The sequence below is a fragment of the Rhodococcus sp. 14-2483-1-2 genome, from assembly GCF_002259405.1.
In the GTDB taxonomy this organism is placed as follows: domain Bacteria; phylum Actinomycetota; class Actinomycetes; order Mycobacteriales; family Mycobacteriaceae; genus Rhodococcoides.
On record NZ_NPFW01000022.1, the window covers coordinates 513,771 to 528,567 of the forward strand.

Genomic DNA, 14,797 nt, shown 5'->3' on the forward strand with positions numbered 1-14,797 from the left:
CCTCCAAGGCCATGGAGGTCGGCACCGATATCAGTGCGGGTCTGACCGAGCGGCAGCGGAAGGTACTCGAGGTCATTCGCGCGTCGGTCACCGAGCGCGGCTACCCGCCGAGCATCCGGGAGATCGGAGACGCGGTCGGTTTGACCTCGACCTCCTCCGTTGCCCACCAGCTGCGCACCCTCGAACGCAAGGGCTTCCTCAGGCGCGACGCCAACCGTCCCCGAGCCGTCGACGTCCGCGGTCTCGACGAGGTGCAGGCCGATCAGGCTGCCGCCGCGGTCGACGGTTCGTCGGCGTCCGAGGAACAGGATCGGTTGCCGACCCCGACGTTCGTTCCGGTACTGGGCCGGATCGCCGCAGGCGGTCCCATTCTGGCCGAGGAAGCCGTCGAGGACGTGTTCCCACTCCCCCGCGAGCTGGTCGGTCAGGGTTCACTGTTTCTGCTGAAGGTGGTCGGCGAGTCGATGATCGACGCGGCCATCTGCGACGGTGACTGGGTGGTGGTTCGTCAGCAGTCCGTGGCCGACAACGGCGACATCGTCGCTGCGATGATCGACGGCGAGGCCACCGTCAAGACGTTCAAGCGGTCCAAGGGCGAGGTGTGGCTGCTGCCGCACAACCCGCTGTTCGAGCCGATTCCGGGCAACAACGCCGCGATCCTCGGCAAGGTCGTCACCGTGATGCGCAAGCTGTAGGGATCGTCACCGAAGACAGACGCGAAGGGCCGCAGCACAGTGTGCTGCGGCCCTTCGCGTGTTCTTCGGATCAGCGGATCACAGATTCAATCCGCGGCCGATGATCTCCTTCATGATTTCTGTGGTGCCGCCGTAGATGGTCTGCACACGAGAATCCATGTACGCCTTGGCGATCGGGTATTCCTTCATGTAGCCGTAGCCGCCGTGCAGCTGCAGGCACCGGTCGATCAGTTTGACCTGATTCTCGGTGGTCCACCATTTCGCCATCGCGGCTTCCTGGACGGTCAGGGTGCCCGCGTTGAGCAGTTCGATGAACTTGTCCACCATGATGCGGGTGGCGGTGGTCTCGGTCGCCAACTCCGCCAACACGAATCGGGTGTTCTGGAACTTGCCGATCGACTTTCCGAAGGCCTTGCGACCGCGGCAGTACTGGATCGTCATGTCCAGCGCAGATTCCATGGCCGCAGCGGCGACAACAGCGATCGAGAGCCGTTCCTGAGGAAGATTCTGCATGAGGTAGATGAAGCCCATGCCTTCTTCACCGAGCAGGTTGGCCGCGGGCACGCGAACGTCGGTGAAGCTGAGTTCGGCTGTGTCCTGGGCCTTCATACCGATCTTGTCGAGATTGCGGCCACGCTCGAAACCGGGCATGTCGCGCTCGACGACCAGCAGGCTGAAGCCCTGGGCACCCTTCTCGGGGTCGGTGCAGGCTACGACGATGATCAGATCGGCGTTGATTCCGTTGGTGATGAACGTCTTCGAGCCGTTCAATACCCAGTCGTCGCCGTCGCGAACGGCCTTGGTCTTGATGCCCTGCAGGTCGCTTCCGGTACCTGGCTCGGTCATGGCGATCGCGGTGATCAGCTCACCCGAACAGAATCCGGGGAGCCAACGCTGCTTCTGCTCGTCGTTGGCCAGCTCGATCAGGTACGGCGCGACGACGTCGTTGTGCAGGGTGAAGCCGATGCCGCTGTAGCCGCCGCGAGTGGTTTCCTCGGTGACGATGGCGTTGTAGCGAAAGTCCTTGACTCCGCCGCCGCCGAATTCCTCGGGCGCTGCCGTTCCGAGGAAGCCCTGCTTACCGGCCTCGACCCAGACACCGCGATCGACGATGTTCTGCTCTTCCCACTTCGCGTGGTTCGGTGCCACGTGCTGATCGAGAAATTTCCGGTACGACTCCCGGAACAGCTCGTGCTCGGGCTCGAAAAGTGTGCGTTCCACGAATGTCTCCTTGTTCGGTGCATACCGACAGCGACCACGCGAAATCTCTACGGATCTCGGTCGCCGGTACGACTGACGTCACAGGCAAACACTACGTCCGCGGTGTCGAGGCGGTCGATGACCAAAACGCGCGCGATCCGTGACCGACCCCGCTAACGACCTCGTTTGCCTGCACTCCTCGCGAGCGCCGAGACGATCGGGTAGCCGACGAGGATGCCGACCGAACCCCACGCGATACCGCCGAGCTCGACCGATCCGACAGCCAGTGTCAGGTCACCGATGCCGGCGACGAGCGCCGCAGCGACCACCATGAGATTGACCGGATCGGTGAAGTCGACCTTCGCGTCGGTCCAGATACGAACGCCCAGTAGCCCGATGAGTCCGTACAGCACCAGGGTTGCTCCCCCGATGACGCCGTCGGGCACGGTGAAGATCAGGGCTCCGAACTTGGGCGAGAACGCGAGCACTATCGCAGTGATGGCCGCGACCCAGTACGCGGCCGTCGAATAGACGCGGGTGGCGGCCATGACCCCGATGTTCTCGGCGTACGTGGTGGTGCCCGAGCCACCGGCGGCTCCGGCCAGGGTGGTCGCCAACCCGTCGGCGATCAGTGCGTCACCGGCCACGTCGTCGAGGTTCTTGCCGGTCATCGCCGCGACGGCCTTGACGTGTCCGACGTTCTCGGCGACCAGGACGATCACCACCGGTAGCGCCACCAGGATCACCGACAGCTCGAACGACGGTCCACGGAACTCGGGCAGGCCGATCCAGCTCGCCGCGCTCAGCGCGTCGAGGCGTGGTTGCGCGATTCCGTCGGTGACAGCGGCGAACACCCAACCGACGACGACACCGACCAGAATTCCCAGTCGCCCGAGCAGTCCGGGTCCGATCGCCGTGGCCAACAGGATGGCGACCAGCGTGACTGCGGCGATGAGCGGCTGCGCCTCGAACGACGTCGTCGCGGCCGGGGCCAGATTCAACCCGATCAACACGACCACGGCACCGGTCACCACGGGCGGCATGGCGGCGTCGAGTACGCGCCGACCGGCGATCTTGACCACGACGCCGATGGCCGCGAGCACGAGACCGACGCACAGAACGGCACCGAGCTGCGCGGCCGGGCCGTTCGCCTGGGTGGCACCGAGCGGAGCCAGGAATGCGAAGGACGATCCGAGGTAGCTCGGCACCCGCCCCCGGGTGATGATCAGGAACAGCACCGTTCCGATGCCCGAGAACAGCAGAGTCGTCGACACCGGGAAGCCGGTGATCGTCGGAACGAGCAACGTGGCACCGAACATGGCGACGACGTGCTGCATCCCGATGCCGACGGTGCGCGGCCACGTCAATCGCTCGTCCGGTGCCACCACCGCTCCGGCCTCGACGGTCTTTCCGTTTCCGTGCAGCGTCCAACCCAGATTTCTCATGATGGGAAAAGACTATTGCGTCAGCCGAGGATCGCGCTCACTGCCTCACGGGCAGCGGCGGTGCTGTCCGTTTTCAGCGCTGCGGCGGCCGCTTCCTTGCACCGAGCAAGCGTGACCGTGGCCAATTTGGAACCCACATGCGCGACGGCGGCCGACGCTGCAGACAGAGAGGTGATGCCGAGCCCGACCAACACACAGGCCAGCAGTGGATCGGCAGCGGCCTCGCCGCAGACTCCGACCGGCTTGCCTGCCTTGGCACCCGCGGCAGCGGTGTGGGCCACCAGTGCCAGCACGGCCGGCTGCCACGGATCGGTGAGACCGGCGAGCTGTGCAGACATGCGGTCGGCGGCCATCGTGTACTGCGCCAGGTCGTTGGTGCCGATGGACAGGAAGTCCACGTGCTCGAGGATGTGCTCAGCGAGGAGCGCGGCTGCGGGCACCTCGATCATGACGCCGGGCGTCAGTCCTCGTTCACGGACGTCGGCGGCGAAATCCTTCGCCTCCAGCGCGGTTGCGATCATCGGAGCCATCACCCACGGGGAGGAATCGGTCGCCTTCGCGGCTGCTGCGATGCCGTCGAGTTGGCGGTACAGAATCCCGCGGTCGGCCTCGGCGATACGGATGCCGCGAATGCCGAGGGCCGGATTGGCCTCGTCGGGATGGGTGGCGAACCTCAGCGGCTTGTCCGAGCCGGCGTCGAGAGTCCGCACGACGACCTTCTTGCCTGCGAACGCGTCGAGTACCTGGGCATAGATCTCGGCCTGCTCGTCGACGGTGGGTTCGGAGTCGCGGTCGAGGAAGCACAGTTCGGTACGAAACAGTCCGACGCCGTCCGCTGCGCTGGACCGCGCTGCGCGAGCACCGGCACCGTCCTGGACGTTGGCGAGAATGTCGACTGCATGGCCGTCGGCGGTGGTACCGGGACCGACCCACTGCGATACCCGGTCGAGCTCGTCGCGGGCAGACACGACGGCAGCGCGGGCCGAGTCGGCATCGGGTTCGAGGTCGATGCGGCCGCTGGTTCCGTCGACCGATGCGTTCGTACCGGCAGCGATGTCGTCGAGCCCTGCCACGGCGACGATGCACGGGATGCCGAGCTGGCGGGCGATGATCGCGGTGTGGCTGGTCGGACCTCCGAGCGAGGTCGCCAGTCCGACGATCAGGGTGGGGTCGAGGCCCGCGGTGTCGGCCGGCGCAAGGTCGTCCGCGAACAGGATCGACGGTGCGTCCGGCACGGGAACACCGGGCTCCGGTACACCCAGGATCTCGGCGATGACGCGGTCGCGGATGTCGCGTAGGTCTGTCACTCGCTCGGCCATCAGACCGCCGAGCTGGGTGAACATGGCAGCGAATTTTTCGGTGGCCGCAGCGGTTGCGGTGACGGCAGAACTGCCCTTGGCGATCGAGGAGCGAGCGGCACCGAGCCACCCGCGATCGGTTGCCATCGCGGCGTTGGCGGACAGAACCTCCGAAGCAGCGCCGGTCGCGAGTTCTGCTCGGCCGCGCAATCGGGTGGCGACGGCGTTTGCCGCGGCATCGAACACAGCCTTCTCCGACTCCCGATCGGCCTCGGCAACCTCGCCGGTATCGGCGGGAATGGACGGACGGGCACCGGGACGAATGACGGGACCGTATCCGACACCGGGCACGACGGGCGTGCCGCGCAGTGTCGTCTGCGCTGATCCGGTCCCGGCAGCGTCGACTGTCTTGTCTGCGTGTCCGGTCGACGCGGTGCTAACCGATCCCGTCATGTGGTCCTCCTCGAATCCTGCGTGAACAAAAGGTCATCGCATCTGTTCTGCGAGCTGTGGCGCACTCAATTGCTTGCCTGTGTTGTGACCGAGATTACTCCAAAGCCTTGACATGTCAACACACACGGGCGTAAAACAACATAAAGCAACATCAACCGGGAAGGAGACGCAGGTGTACGCCGAAGAACGACAGCACGCGATTGCCGAACTGATCAGTACGCACGGCCGCGTCTCCGTCAACGATCTGTCCGCCACGTACGGCGTCACCACCGAAACCGTGCGGCGCGACCTCGCCACTCTCGACCGAATGGGAGTCGTCCGTCGCGTCCACGGTGGAGCAGTACCCGCATCCGCACTGACCACACTCGAGCCCGGCGTCTCGGAGCGAGAGTTCACCCGCGCGGATCAGAAGGACGCGATCGCAGCCGCGGCGTTGTCCTTCCTGCCTCCCATCGGCGGTAGCGCCGTGTTCGATGCCGGCACCACAACGGGCAGGCTCGCCGGTTTGCTTCCCCACGATCGTGAGCTGACGTTGGTGACGAACTCGGTCCCGATCGCCGCTCGCGCCGCGACGATGTCGAACGTCAGCCTGCGATTGCTCGGCGGGCGTGTACGCGGTACCACCCAGGCCGCCGTCGGCGACGAAGCTCTGAGCGCCCTCGAATGGCTCCGCGTGGACGTGGCGTTCATCGGCACCAATGCCATCAGCGTCGGACACGGATTGTCCACACCCGACAGTGACGAGGCAGCTGTCAAACGTGCCATGGTCGAAGCGGCCAACCATGTTGTGGTGCTCGCAGATTCGTCGAAGATCGGACGCGAGCATCTGGTGAGCTTCGCCCGAGTTGGATCCATCGACGTCATCGTCACCGACAGCGACATCTCGACAAACGACCGTAAGAATCTCAGCGACAAAGGAATCGAGGTGGTGATCGCATGATGGTCACACTCACGGCCAACCCGAGCATGGACCGCACGGTCACACTCGACGCACCGCTCGTCCGCGGTGGAGTACACCGCGCATCGACGTCGGCCACCGATCCGGGCGGCAAGGGCGTCAACGTCGCTCGCGTCCTCGGTGGATCGGGAGTCGAGGCGTTGGCCGTTCTCCCTGCCAACGTCGGCGACCCCCTGCTCGACGCGATGGCCGCGAAGGGAGTGCGGTATTCCGCGGTTCCGACGTCGGGGCCGGCACGGACCAACATCACGGTGAGCGAGGTCGGTGGCACCACCACCAAGATCAACGAGCCCGGTGCGACGGTGTCGGAACAGACCCGCGCCGAGCTGCGGGAGCGAATCCTTTCTCTCGCAGTCGATGCCGAATGGGTGGTGCTCTCCGGTTCGCTTCCGCCCGGTCTGCCCCTCGACTGGTACGCCGAGCTCGTCGTTGCACTGCGGGCCACCTCTGCGAAGGTCGCCGTCGACACCTCCGACGAGCCGCTCCTCGCTCTCGCGGCGGCGTTCCCGGCATCTGCTCCGGACTTGATAAAACCCAATTCCGAGGAACTTGCCCAACTGACCGGCTACGATTCCGAGGAGCTGGAAAGCGCTGCAGCACAGGGTGACCCCACTGCCGCAATCGCCGCCAGCACAATCCTTCTCGGCCGAGGCGTCGGCGCGGTACTGGCCACTCTCGGCAGTGCCGGAGCCGTACTGGTCACCGAGGACGGTTCCTGGTACGCCAGCCCGCCCCCGATCACCGCGGTCAGCACGGTCGGCGCAGGCGATTCCTCGCTCGCCGGCTACATCCTCGCCGATGCCGAGAACTGCTCCGACGCAGACAAACTTCGCCGCGCCGTCGCCTACGGAACGGCAGCCACCGCGCTTCCAGGCACCACGCTTCCACTGCCCGAGCAGACCCACCCGAATTCGGTGACGGTCCGTGCGCTCGACATCCCCACGTCCGTCACCCCATCCACGCTCTCCCCTTCTTCGAATCGTCTCTAGGAGTCTGCAATGTCCACCCCCACCGAAGATCAGCAGATCATCGCCGAGGATCTGATCCTCCTCGACGCCGATCTCGGCGAATCCAAGGAAGCCGTCATCGAACGCCTCGCAGGCGTTCTGGCTTCCGCGGGTCGCGCAACCGAGACCGATGCTCTGCGCGACGCCGCTCTGGCCCGCGAAGCGCAGTCGGCAACAGGCCTGCCCGGCGGCATCGCCATCCCGCACTGCCGCTCCGAAGCGGTCACGAGCGCTTCGCTCGGCTTCGCCCGCCTGAACCCCAAGGTCGATTTCGGTGCCCCCGACGGCCCCGCCGACCTCGTCTTCCTCATCGCAGCGCCGGCCGGTGCCGGTTCGGCCCACATGAAGCTGCTCTCGAGCCTGGCGCGCGCACTGGTCAAGCCGGAGTTCGTCACCTCGCTGCGCAACGCGTCCTCGGCAGCCGAGATCGTCTCGCTCGTCGACGGCGTCATCAACCCCGCTGCAAAGCCCGCCGCGGCGGCTCCGGCAGCAGCAGCCCCTGTGTCCACCGCCAAGCACAGCGCTGCCGCCACCCCGGCCGAGGCGTCGGCGTCGACTGCCCCCAAGCACATCGTCGCAGTCACCGCCTGCCCCACCGGAATTGCGCACACCTACATGGCTGCCGACTCGCTCGTCGCCGCAGGCGAGCGCGCCGGAGTCACCGTTCACGTCGAGACCCAGGGCTCGAGCGGCAGCACGCCGCTGGACCCCTCGATCATCGCCGGAGCCGAAGCAGTCATCTTCGCCACCGACGTGGGCGTCAAGGGCCGCGAGCGTTTCGCCGGCAAGCCCGTGATCTCCTCCGGCGTCAAGCGCGCCATCAACGAGCCCGACGTCATGCTCACCGAAGCCCTGCGCGCTGCACTGAACCCGGACGCCGCTCGCGTCGGAGGTACCGCAGTGGCCGCCGGCTCGAACGACTCCGCAGGTGAACTCGGCTGGGGCACTCGCATCCGCCAGATCCTGCTCACCGGCGTCAGCTACATGATCCCGTTCGTCGCTGCCGGTGGTCTGCTGATCGCTCTCGGCTTCCTGCTCGGCGGATACGAGATCTCCGGAGTTGCCGAGGACATCGTCGTCAACAACTCCATCACCTCGCTGCCCGAAGGTGGAATCGCCGCCTACCTCGGTGCCGTGCTCTTCCAGATCGGCGCGCTGTCCTTCAGCTTCCTGGTGCCGGCACTGGCCGGCTACATCTCCTACGCCATTGCCGACAGACCGGGTCTGGCACCAGGATTCACCGCAGGAGCGGTGGCCGTACTCGTGGGTGCAGGCTTCATCGGCGGTCTCGTCGGTGGTCTGATCGCCGGCTTCGTCGCACTCTGGATCAGCAAGTGGAAGATCCCCGCAGTTCTGCGCGGCCTCATGCCGGTCGTCATCATTCCGCTGTTCGCCACACTCATCGTCGGCGCAATCATGTTCCTGCTGCTCGGCAAGCCACTCGCCGCGATCACCAGTGGACTCACCGACTGGCTCAACGGCCTCAGCGGTTCCTCGGTCATCATCCTCGGCATCATTCTCGGCCTGATGATGTGCTTCGACCTCGGCGGACCGGTCAACAAGGCAGCCTACGCATTCGCAACGGCGGGCCTGTCGGTCACCGACACCGCATCGCTCCGCATCATGGCAGCGGTCATGGCCGCAGGAATGGTGCCGCCACTGGCCATGGCACTCGCCTCGACCGTTCGCGCACGCCTGTTCACCGAAGCCGAGCGCGAGAACGGCAAGGCTGCATGGTTCCTGGGAGCTGCATTCATCTCCGAGGGCGCAATCCCGTTCGCCGCGGCCGATCCGTTCCGCGTCATCCCCTCGATGATGGCCGGCGGCGCCGTGACCGGCGCGATGATCATGGCGTTCGACGTCACCCTCAGCGCACCCCACGGCGGTATCTTCGTGTTCTTCGCGATCGGCAACATCCTGTGGTTCGTCCTTTCGCTGGCAGCGGGCACCATCGTCTCCGCGTTCCTGGTCGTCTCGGCCAAGCAGTTCGTCAAGGGTAAGAACGCCCCGTCGGACGCCGAACTCGATCCCGCACTCGCCACCGTCTGACACTCGCTACGATCGCAACAACCCCACTACGAAGGAGCACCATGCCCAGCACCACAGTCGCCGTCGGATCCTCGATCGGTCTGCACGCCCGCCCCGCAGCACTGATCGCCGACGCCGTCGCCGAAGCCGGAGTAGACGTCACCCTCGCAGTGGCCGACTCGGAGCCGGTGGATGCAGGTTCGGCCCTGATGATCATGACGCTCGGAGCCACCAAGGGCACCGAAGTCACGGTCACCAGCGACGACCAGGCAGCACTCGACAAGGTGGTCGCACTCGTCGAAGCAGACTTGGACGCCTAACGAGAACGCATCGATCGCCGGACGGTGAATCCCACCGCTCCGACGATCAGCACCACCCCGGCAGCGACGGCCGCTCGGAATCCCCATTCCGAGTAGTCCGTCGCTGTCGGCGTCTGCGCCGGCTGTTCGGGAACGACGGTCGGCGATACCGGAACCACGGCAACGGGTTCGGGGGCGGACATATCGAGTGCTACCGCGTCGGGGATCCTCAGAATGGGCGGAAGCGCAGCCTCTGTGGGGCCGAATCCTGCCTCGGATGCGATCAGCAAGGAACCGTCGTCGGTGAACACCATTGCCTCGCCCTGCGGCTGATCGGGCAGTGGCACCACGGCACGAGACGCTGTCGGATCGACCAATGCCGATGCGATGTCCCCGTCCGACGGGCGGAACAGGTAGGCGTCGGTGTAGGTGCGCACTGCGGCGACGGTGCCGTCGGCGCTCACCGCTCCCCCGGTCGCCAGGATCGAGCCGACCACGAACGGCGGCCCACCGACCGTGTCCGTTGCGGTGAACGCCAGATTTCCGACCTTGCGCATCGGCGTCGGCCCGGGGCTGTCCAGATCGGCGACGGACTCGTCGCCGGCAGGTACGTACACCCCGCTCACGCCCGAGAGCTCCTTGGTGACGATCACCGGCCTACCACCGGGCTCGATCAGTATCGTCTCGGCGTCGTGCGGGCCGTCGGGGTAGGTCAGTCGGTACAGCTCGCCCGCACCCGATGCCGGGTCCATCCGCGTCAGTGCCACTGTGTCGCGGCGCATCTGATTGTCGCCGATGTCGGCCAACCACAGCGAGCCGTCGTACGAAGTCAGGTCCTCCACGTCGTACGGGTCGACGGGAACGTCGATCCATCGCTCGACGGCGCAGTCGGCACCGAGCACAGCGACCCGATCATCGGCTCCGCTGTCTCCGATTGCGTAGAGGACCTCGTCGATCGAGGTCAGCCCCGACAACTCGGCAAGGCCAGGATCGGTTGGTCGACAGTACGTTTCGGTCTCGATCGGCGCAGCGAAGGCAGTTCCCGAGAACGCGATCGTCGTAGCGACCGCAGCCGCGGCCGCTCCGCACACCACCAGCCGTGGCCCCACCGAGTTCAGACGCTGGGAACGGTCGCCGTGAACTCGACGAGAGCTGCCGCAAGCGATTGCGGCACACGAGCTTCCACGCGCGTGCCCTCTTCCTCATGGGTCGATTTCACGATCCGGCCGTCGGTGTGGATTCGCGCGACCAGATCACCACGCGTGTAGGGCACGAGGACGTCGACCAGCACGTCCGGCTCGGAGAGGATCTCGGCCAGGTGATCGCGCAGGGCGTCGATTCCCTCGCCGGTCTTGGCCGAGACGAACCGCGCGCCGTCGAGCAGTCCACGCAGCTGGGTCAGCTGCACCGGATCGGCAGCGTCGATCTTGTTGACCACCAACAACTCCGGCGGCATCTTCGCATCCTGCTCGCGGACCACCTCGGTGATCACCTCGCGCACGGCCTTGATCTGATCGATAGGAAGAGGATCCGATCCGTCGACCACGTGCAGCAGCAAATCTGCGTCGGTGACTTCCTCGAGCGTCGAGCGGAACGCTTCGACCAACTGAGTCGGAAGATGCCGAACGAAGCCGACGGTGTCGGTCAGCACGATCTCGCGGCCGTCTTCGAGCGTCGACTTGCGCGTGGTGGGATCGAGGGTGGCGAACAATGCGTTCTGAACCAACACTCCGGATCCGGTCAGCGCATTCAACAGACTGGATTTGCCTGCGTTCGTGTACCCCACGATCGCGATGGACGGCACCGTACCGCTCAGGCGCTGTTCGCGTTTGGTGTCGCGGGCCTGCTTCATGCCCTTGATCTCGCGGCGCAGCTTGGCCATTCGCTCACGGATGCGTCGACGGTCGGTCTCGATCTTCGTCTCACCCGGTCCGCGCAGACCCACACCACCGTTGCTGCCTGCGCGTCCACCGGCCTGCCGCGACATGGATTCGCCCCAGCCGCGAAGCCTGGGCAACATGTATTCCATCTGCGCAAAGGCGACCTGCGCCTTGCCTTCTCGCGAGGTCGCGTGCTGGGCGAAGATGTCGAGGATCAGCGCGGTGCGGTCGATGACCTTGACCTTGACCACCTTCTCCAGCGCATTGAGCTGAGCAGGCGTCAGTTCACCGTCGCAGATCACCGTGTCGGCACCGGTCGCGAGGACGATGTCGCGTACCTCCTTGGCCTTACCGGAACCGATGTACGTCGCGGCATCGGGCTTGTCGCGTCGCTGCATCAGCGCTTCGAGTACCTCCGAGCCGGCGGTCTCTGCCAGAGCAGCCAGTTCGGTCATGCTGGACTCGGCCTGCGCGGCCGTGCCGGTCGTCCAGACTCCGACCAATACGACGCGTTCGAGGCGCAACTGCCGGTACTCGACCTCGGTGACGTCGGTGAGCTCGGTGGACAGTCCGGCCACTCGACGTAGCGCGGTGCGGTCTTCGAGCTGCATGTCGCCGGAGGATGGCGAGTTCTCGTCGTTCAGCGGAGACCGAGCCAGTCGCCTCGACCACGCGTCGGACTCTTCGCGAGTCCAGGCGGATTCGGTATCGGGAGCACCGTCGACCTCGTCGCGACTGTCGTCGACCGGTTCGCCCGCAGGGGATGTTTCATGTGAGTTCGTCATACGAGCTCCATGATCCACGAAAACCCCAGCGTATGCACGCGGGTTTCGGTCCACGCCCAGACCGAGGTCCGTGCGATCGTCAGGACTGCGCCTTCAGCCACCGGTCGTCGATCTCACCGCGGGCCAGCAGCACCGATGGTCCGCGCAGGGTGGCGCCGACGTGATCGATGTTCACACGTACCCGACCGCCGAGCACACCGACACTCACCTCACCGGTCTCGAGGCCCTCGAAGGACAGAGCGGCCGCGGCCGCCGCCACTGTTCCGGTGCCACACGATCGCGTCTCCCCGACACCGCGCTCGAACACGCGCATCTCGACGCTGCCGTCGTCGAGCCTGGTCAGGATCTCGACGTTTGCACCGTGGGGAAAGAACTCGGAGTCCAGTGTCGGCGGAGCGGACAAGTCGAGAGCGCGGAGAGATTCGCGCGTCAACGCACCGTCGACACAGGCCAGATGAGGATTCCCGACGTCGATTCCGACGCCCTCGTACGTTCCGCCTGCAACCGTCACCGAGCTCGAGCCCATCAGCGTGACGTCGCCCATCGCCACGGTGACATCGGCGTCGGTGTCGTCGAACGAGTGGACGGTCACAGCGCGTGCGCCGGCCCGCGAACCCACCACGAATTGGTCGCGTTGTTCGAGATCGTGCACCCGAAGGTAGTGCGCGAACACACGGACACCGTTGCCGCACATCTCGGCAATGGTGCCGTCGCCGTTGCGGTAGTCCATGAACCAGTCGTCGGGCTCGACACCCGACGGAATTCGATCGAGTACGCCTGCATCTCGGAGCACACCGGTCCGCGCGACGCGCAGAATGCCGTCGGCACCGAGACCCTGGCGTCGATCGCACAACACCGAGACCGCCGACCTGGTGAGTTCGAGCTCGGCTGCCGGATCCGGCAGTACGACGAAGTCGTTCTGAGTTCCGTGGCCTTTGGCGAATTCCATGGCCGCGAGTCTACGTGGTCTCGACTACGAGGGGTCGATCGCGGACAGGGCGTCCGACATCAGCGTGGGCGAGGTGCCGTCGAGCCAACGGACGCGTTCGTCGCGGCGAAACCACGATCGTTGGCGTCGCACGTAGCGTCTGGTTCCGATGAACGTCCGTTCGCGAGCGAACTCGACGTCGTACTCCCCCGCCAACACGTCGAGAGCCTGCGCGTACCCGATCGCGCGCGACGCGGTGACGCCCTCACGCAGTCCCAGGGCGAGCAGCCCGTCCACCTCGTCGAGCAGTCCGGTCTCGAACATGAGCCGAGTGCGCTCGGCGATCCGCTCGTCCAGTTCGACGGTGTCGCGATCGACACCCAATATCACCGTGCCCCAACGTGGTTCACCGATTTTCGGTGCCGACGCCGCGAACGGCTGCCCCGTCAGCTCCACCACCTCCAGCGCGCGGACCATGCGACGACCGTCGGTGGGCAGAATGGACGCGGCGGCTTCGGGGTCGGCCGCCGTCAACGCGCGATGGATCTCCTCGACACCGTCGCGTTCGAGGACTGCTTCCCATTTCGCTCGGACGACGGGGTCGGTGGCCGGAAAGGCCCACTCGTCGAGCAGCGATTGCACGTACATCATCGATCCGCCGACGACGATCGGTCGCAATCCGCGCGATCTGATGTCTCCGACGTCGGCGACCGCAGCTTCTTGATACCGCGCGACGGTAGCGATGTCGGTGACCTCGAGCACATCGAGTTGATGGTGCGGAATTCCTCGCCGCTCCGCGACGGGCAGTTTCGCGGTGCCGATGTCCATCCCCCGGTACTGCTGCATTGCGTCGATGTTGACGATTTCGCCGCCGAATTCCTCGGCCAGATCGAGAGCCAGATCGGATTTTCCCGTGGCCGTCGGCCCGATGATCGCGATCGGAGTCGTGGCACGATCGCTCGCCCCGTCAGTCACGAGACCAGGTCCCCACGAAGTATCCGACCCCGAAGGGCGCACCGCGGTAGAGCTCGGTCGTCGTGGTCGCACCGGTTCCGGCGAGCGCTGCCAGCACCTGCCACGCCGCTCGGCCGCCGACACCGAGCGATGCGCACAGGTCCACATCCAGACCCGCCAGAGTATCGACGTCGGCCGTCGCGAGGGCATCGTCGATGCTGCGCTGGAGCTCCTCCGCGCGCTCGTCGAACGATCCGGGGGCCTTCGGAGTCAGGGTGTTCGCCCCGTCTGCCAGCACCAGAACGCCCCAGCTCTCCGCCGATGCGTCGAGCTCTCGGCTCAGCTCCTCGCCGAACTCGGCGCACCACCCGGTACTCGCATCGGCCGGGATCGTGCGGACCTCGACCGCATCGTCGGGCGCAGCCACTCCACGTAGCCACCCGGCGATCAGAACGGCCAGCGGCAGATCCGGGTCTGCTGCAGTCTGCGCTGTGCCGCCCGACAGTCCCACCACCACGTCGACTCCGAAGCCCCGCAACGTGCCGATCGTGCCCTCGCCGTACGTGGAGGACGTGCGATCGACGCCGATTGCCATCCAGCGGTCGACCGTCGACGCCAGGTGTGTCGTCGCGCCGACGGCGGCGGTCCGAAGATCGGCTGTTTCGGCCGCCCTCGCGCCCATCAATTCGGGGACCAGCAACGGTGGAGAGGGCACCAGGGCCGCGACACGAAACACGAGCACCACGCTAGTCGGTGACGCGACTTGGCCGGACGAGTCCACCTCGAGTCGTCTGAGCTGTTTCAATGGTCCGATCGGTCGTCACCTAGTTCAATGGTGTCCAGATCGCGATTGAGGCAGCCGTGACG

At 65.9% G+C, this 14,797-nt stretch carries 13 protein-coding genes; 5 read left to right on the plus strand and 8 right to left on the minus strand.

All coding sequences use genetic code 11. The annotated features are described in order from the left end of the window. Positions 1-11: 11 nt before the first annotated feature. On the plus strand, positions 12-695 hold the full coding sequence (gene lexA, locus CH295_RS23385; RefSeq protein WP_037189497.1) for a transcriptional repressor LexA: 684 nt from the start codon (positions 12-14) through the stop codon (positions 693-695). A gap of 78 nt (positions 696-773) precedes the next feature. Here the strand turns inward: lexA and CH295_RS23390 are convergent, their stop codons facing one another. The 3 genes from CH295_RS23390 to ptsP all read right to left on the minus strand — a co-directional run bounded on the left by CH295_RS23390 (position 774) and on the right by ptsP (position 5,091). Beyond that, entirely contained in the window at positions 774-1,916 is a 1,143-nt protein-coding gene (locus CH295_RS23390; protein ID WP_094742024.1) for an acyl-CoA dehydrogenase family protein, read from the minus strand. 152 nt (positions 1,917-2,068) lie between these two features. Beyond that, positions 2,069-3,340, minus strand: a complete 1,272-nt coding sequence (locus CH295_RS23395; RefSeq protein ID WP_170946031.1) for a uracil-xanthine permease family protein — start codon at positions 3,338-3,340, stop codon at positions 2,069-2,071. 20 nt (positions 3,341-3,360) lie between these two features. Then, the gene (gene ptsP / locus CH295_RS23400; RefSeq protein ID WP_094742026.1) at positions 3,361-5,091 is read right to left on the minus strand and encodes a phosphoenolpyruvate--protein phosphotransferase; all 1,731 of its coding nucleotides are present in this window, start codon (positions 5,089-5,091) and stop codon (positions 3,361-3,363) included. Between the two features lie 172 nt (positions 5,092-5,263). Between ptsP and CH295_RS23405 the strand changes: the two genes are divergently transcribed. Genes CH295_RS23405 through CH295_RS23420 form a run of 4 tightly spaced genes read left to right on the plus strand, consistent with a single transcriptional unit; the run spans position 5,264 to position 9,404 of the window. Then, positions 5,264-6,031 (plus strand): DeoR/GlpR family DNA-binding transcription regulator, encoded by a 768-nt coding sequence (locus CH295_RS23405; protein WP_094634287.1) that lies wholly within the window; start codon positions 5,264-5,266, stop codon positions 6,029-6,031. After that, positions 6,028-7,038: a 1-phosphofructokinase family hexose kinase gene (locus CH295_RS23410; protein WP_094634286.1), complete on the plus strand. Its 1,011-nt coding sequence runs from the start codon at positions 6,028-6,030 to the stop codon at positions 7,036-7,038. Before CH295_RS23405 ends, CH295_RS23410 begins: the two co-directional genes overlap by 4 nt. Before the next feature lie 9 nt (positions 7,039-7,047). Further along, complete coding sequence (locus tag CH295_RS23415) at positions 7,048-9,105, plus strand: PTS fructose transporter subunit IIABC (protein ID WP_094634285.1); 2,058 nt, start codon at positions 7,048-7,050, stop codon at positions 9,103-9,105. Between the two features lie 41 nt (positions 9,106-9,146). Further along, the gene (locus tag CH295_RS23420) at positions 9,147-9,404 is read left to right on the plus strand and encodes an HPr family phosphocarrier protein (RefSeq protein ID WP_032377711.1); all 258 of its coding nucleotides are present in this window, start codon (positions 9,147-9,149) and stop codon (positions 9,402-9,404) included. Here the strand turns inward: CH295_RS23420 and CH295_RS23425 are convergent. From CH295_RS23425 to CH295_RS28145, 5 genes are all read right to left on the minus strand, one after another. Further along, on the minus strand, positions 9,401-10,492 hold the full coding sequence (locus tag CH295_RS23425; protein WP_094634284.1) for a hypothetical protein: 1,092 nt from the start codon (positions 10,490-10,492) through the stop codon (positions 9,401-9,403). The two genes, CH295_RS23420 and CH295_RS23425, sit on opposite strands and share 4 nt — an antisense overlap. 5 nt (positions 10,493-10,497) lie before the next feature. Next, positions 10,498-12,048: a GTPase HflX gene (gene hflX, locus CH295_RS23430; RefSeq protein WP_037189515.1), complete on the minus strand. Its 1,551-nt coding sequence runs from the start codon at positions 12,046-12,048 to the stop codon at positions 10,498-10,500. 79 nt (positions 12,049-12,127) lie between these two features. Continuing rightward, a complete protein-coding gene (gene dapF, locus CH295_RS23435) occupies positions 12,128-12,997 on the minus strand; it encodes a diaminopimelate epimerase (protein ID WP_094742027.1) in 870 nt (289 codons plus the stop codon). 24 nt (positions 12,998-13,021) lie between these two features. Further along, the gene (miaA, locus tag CH295_RS23440; protein ID WP_094742028.1) at positions 13,022-13,951 is read right to left on the minus strand and encodes a tRNA (adenosine(37)-N6)-dimethylallyltransferase MiaA; all 930 of its coding nucleotides are present in this window, start codon (positions 13,949-13,951) and stop codon (positions 13,022-13,024) included. Continuing rightward, positions 13,944-14,666 (minus strand): class III extradiol dioxygenase subunit B-like domain-containing protein, encoded by a 723-nt coding sequence (locus tag CH295_RS28145; protein ID WP_094742203.1) that lies wholly within the window; start codon positions 14,664-14,666, stop codon positions 13,944-13,946. Before CH295_RS28145 ends, miaA begins: the two co-directional genes overlap by 8 nt. Positions 14,667-14,797: the final 131 nt, after the last annotated feature.

Excerpts from the sequence above, each read along its gene's own strand:
- CH295_RS23410 (WP_094634286.1), top strand. The coding sequence starts at position 6,028 with ATGATGGTCACACTCACGGCCAACCCGAGCATGGACCGCACGGTCACA.
- CH295_RS23420 (WP_032377711.1), top strand. The coding sequence starts at position 9,147 with ATGCCCAGCACCACAGTCGCCGTCGGATCCTCGATCGGTCTGCACGCC.
- CH295_RS23395 (WP_170946031.1), bottom strand. The coding sequence starts at position 3,340 with ATGAGAAATCTGGGTTGGACGCTGCACGGAAACGGAAAGACCGTCGAG.
- hflX (WP_037189515.1), bottom strand. The coding sequence starts at position 12,048 with ATGACGAACTCACATGAAACATCCCCTGCGGGCGAACCGGTCGACGAC.
- lexA (WP_037189497.1), top strand. The coding sequence starts at position 12 with ATGGAGGTCGGCACCGATATCAGTGCGGGTCTGACCGAGCGGCAGCGG.
- ptsP (WP_094742026.1), bottom strand. The coding sequence starts at position 5,091 with ATGACGGGATCGGTTAGCACCGCGTCGACCGGACACGCAGACAAGACA.
- CH295_RS23415 (WP_094634285.1), top strand. The coding sequence starts at position 7,048 with ATGTCCACCCCCACCGAAGATCAGCAGATCATCGCCGAGGATCTGATC.
- dapF (WP_094742027.1), bottom strand. The coding sequence starts at position 12,997 with ATGGAATTCGCCAAAGGCCACGGAACTCAGAACGACTTCGTCGTACTG.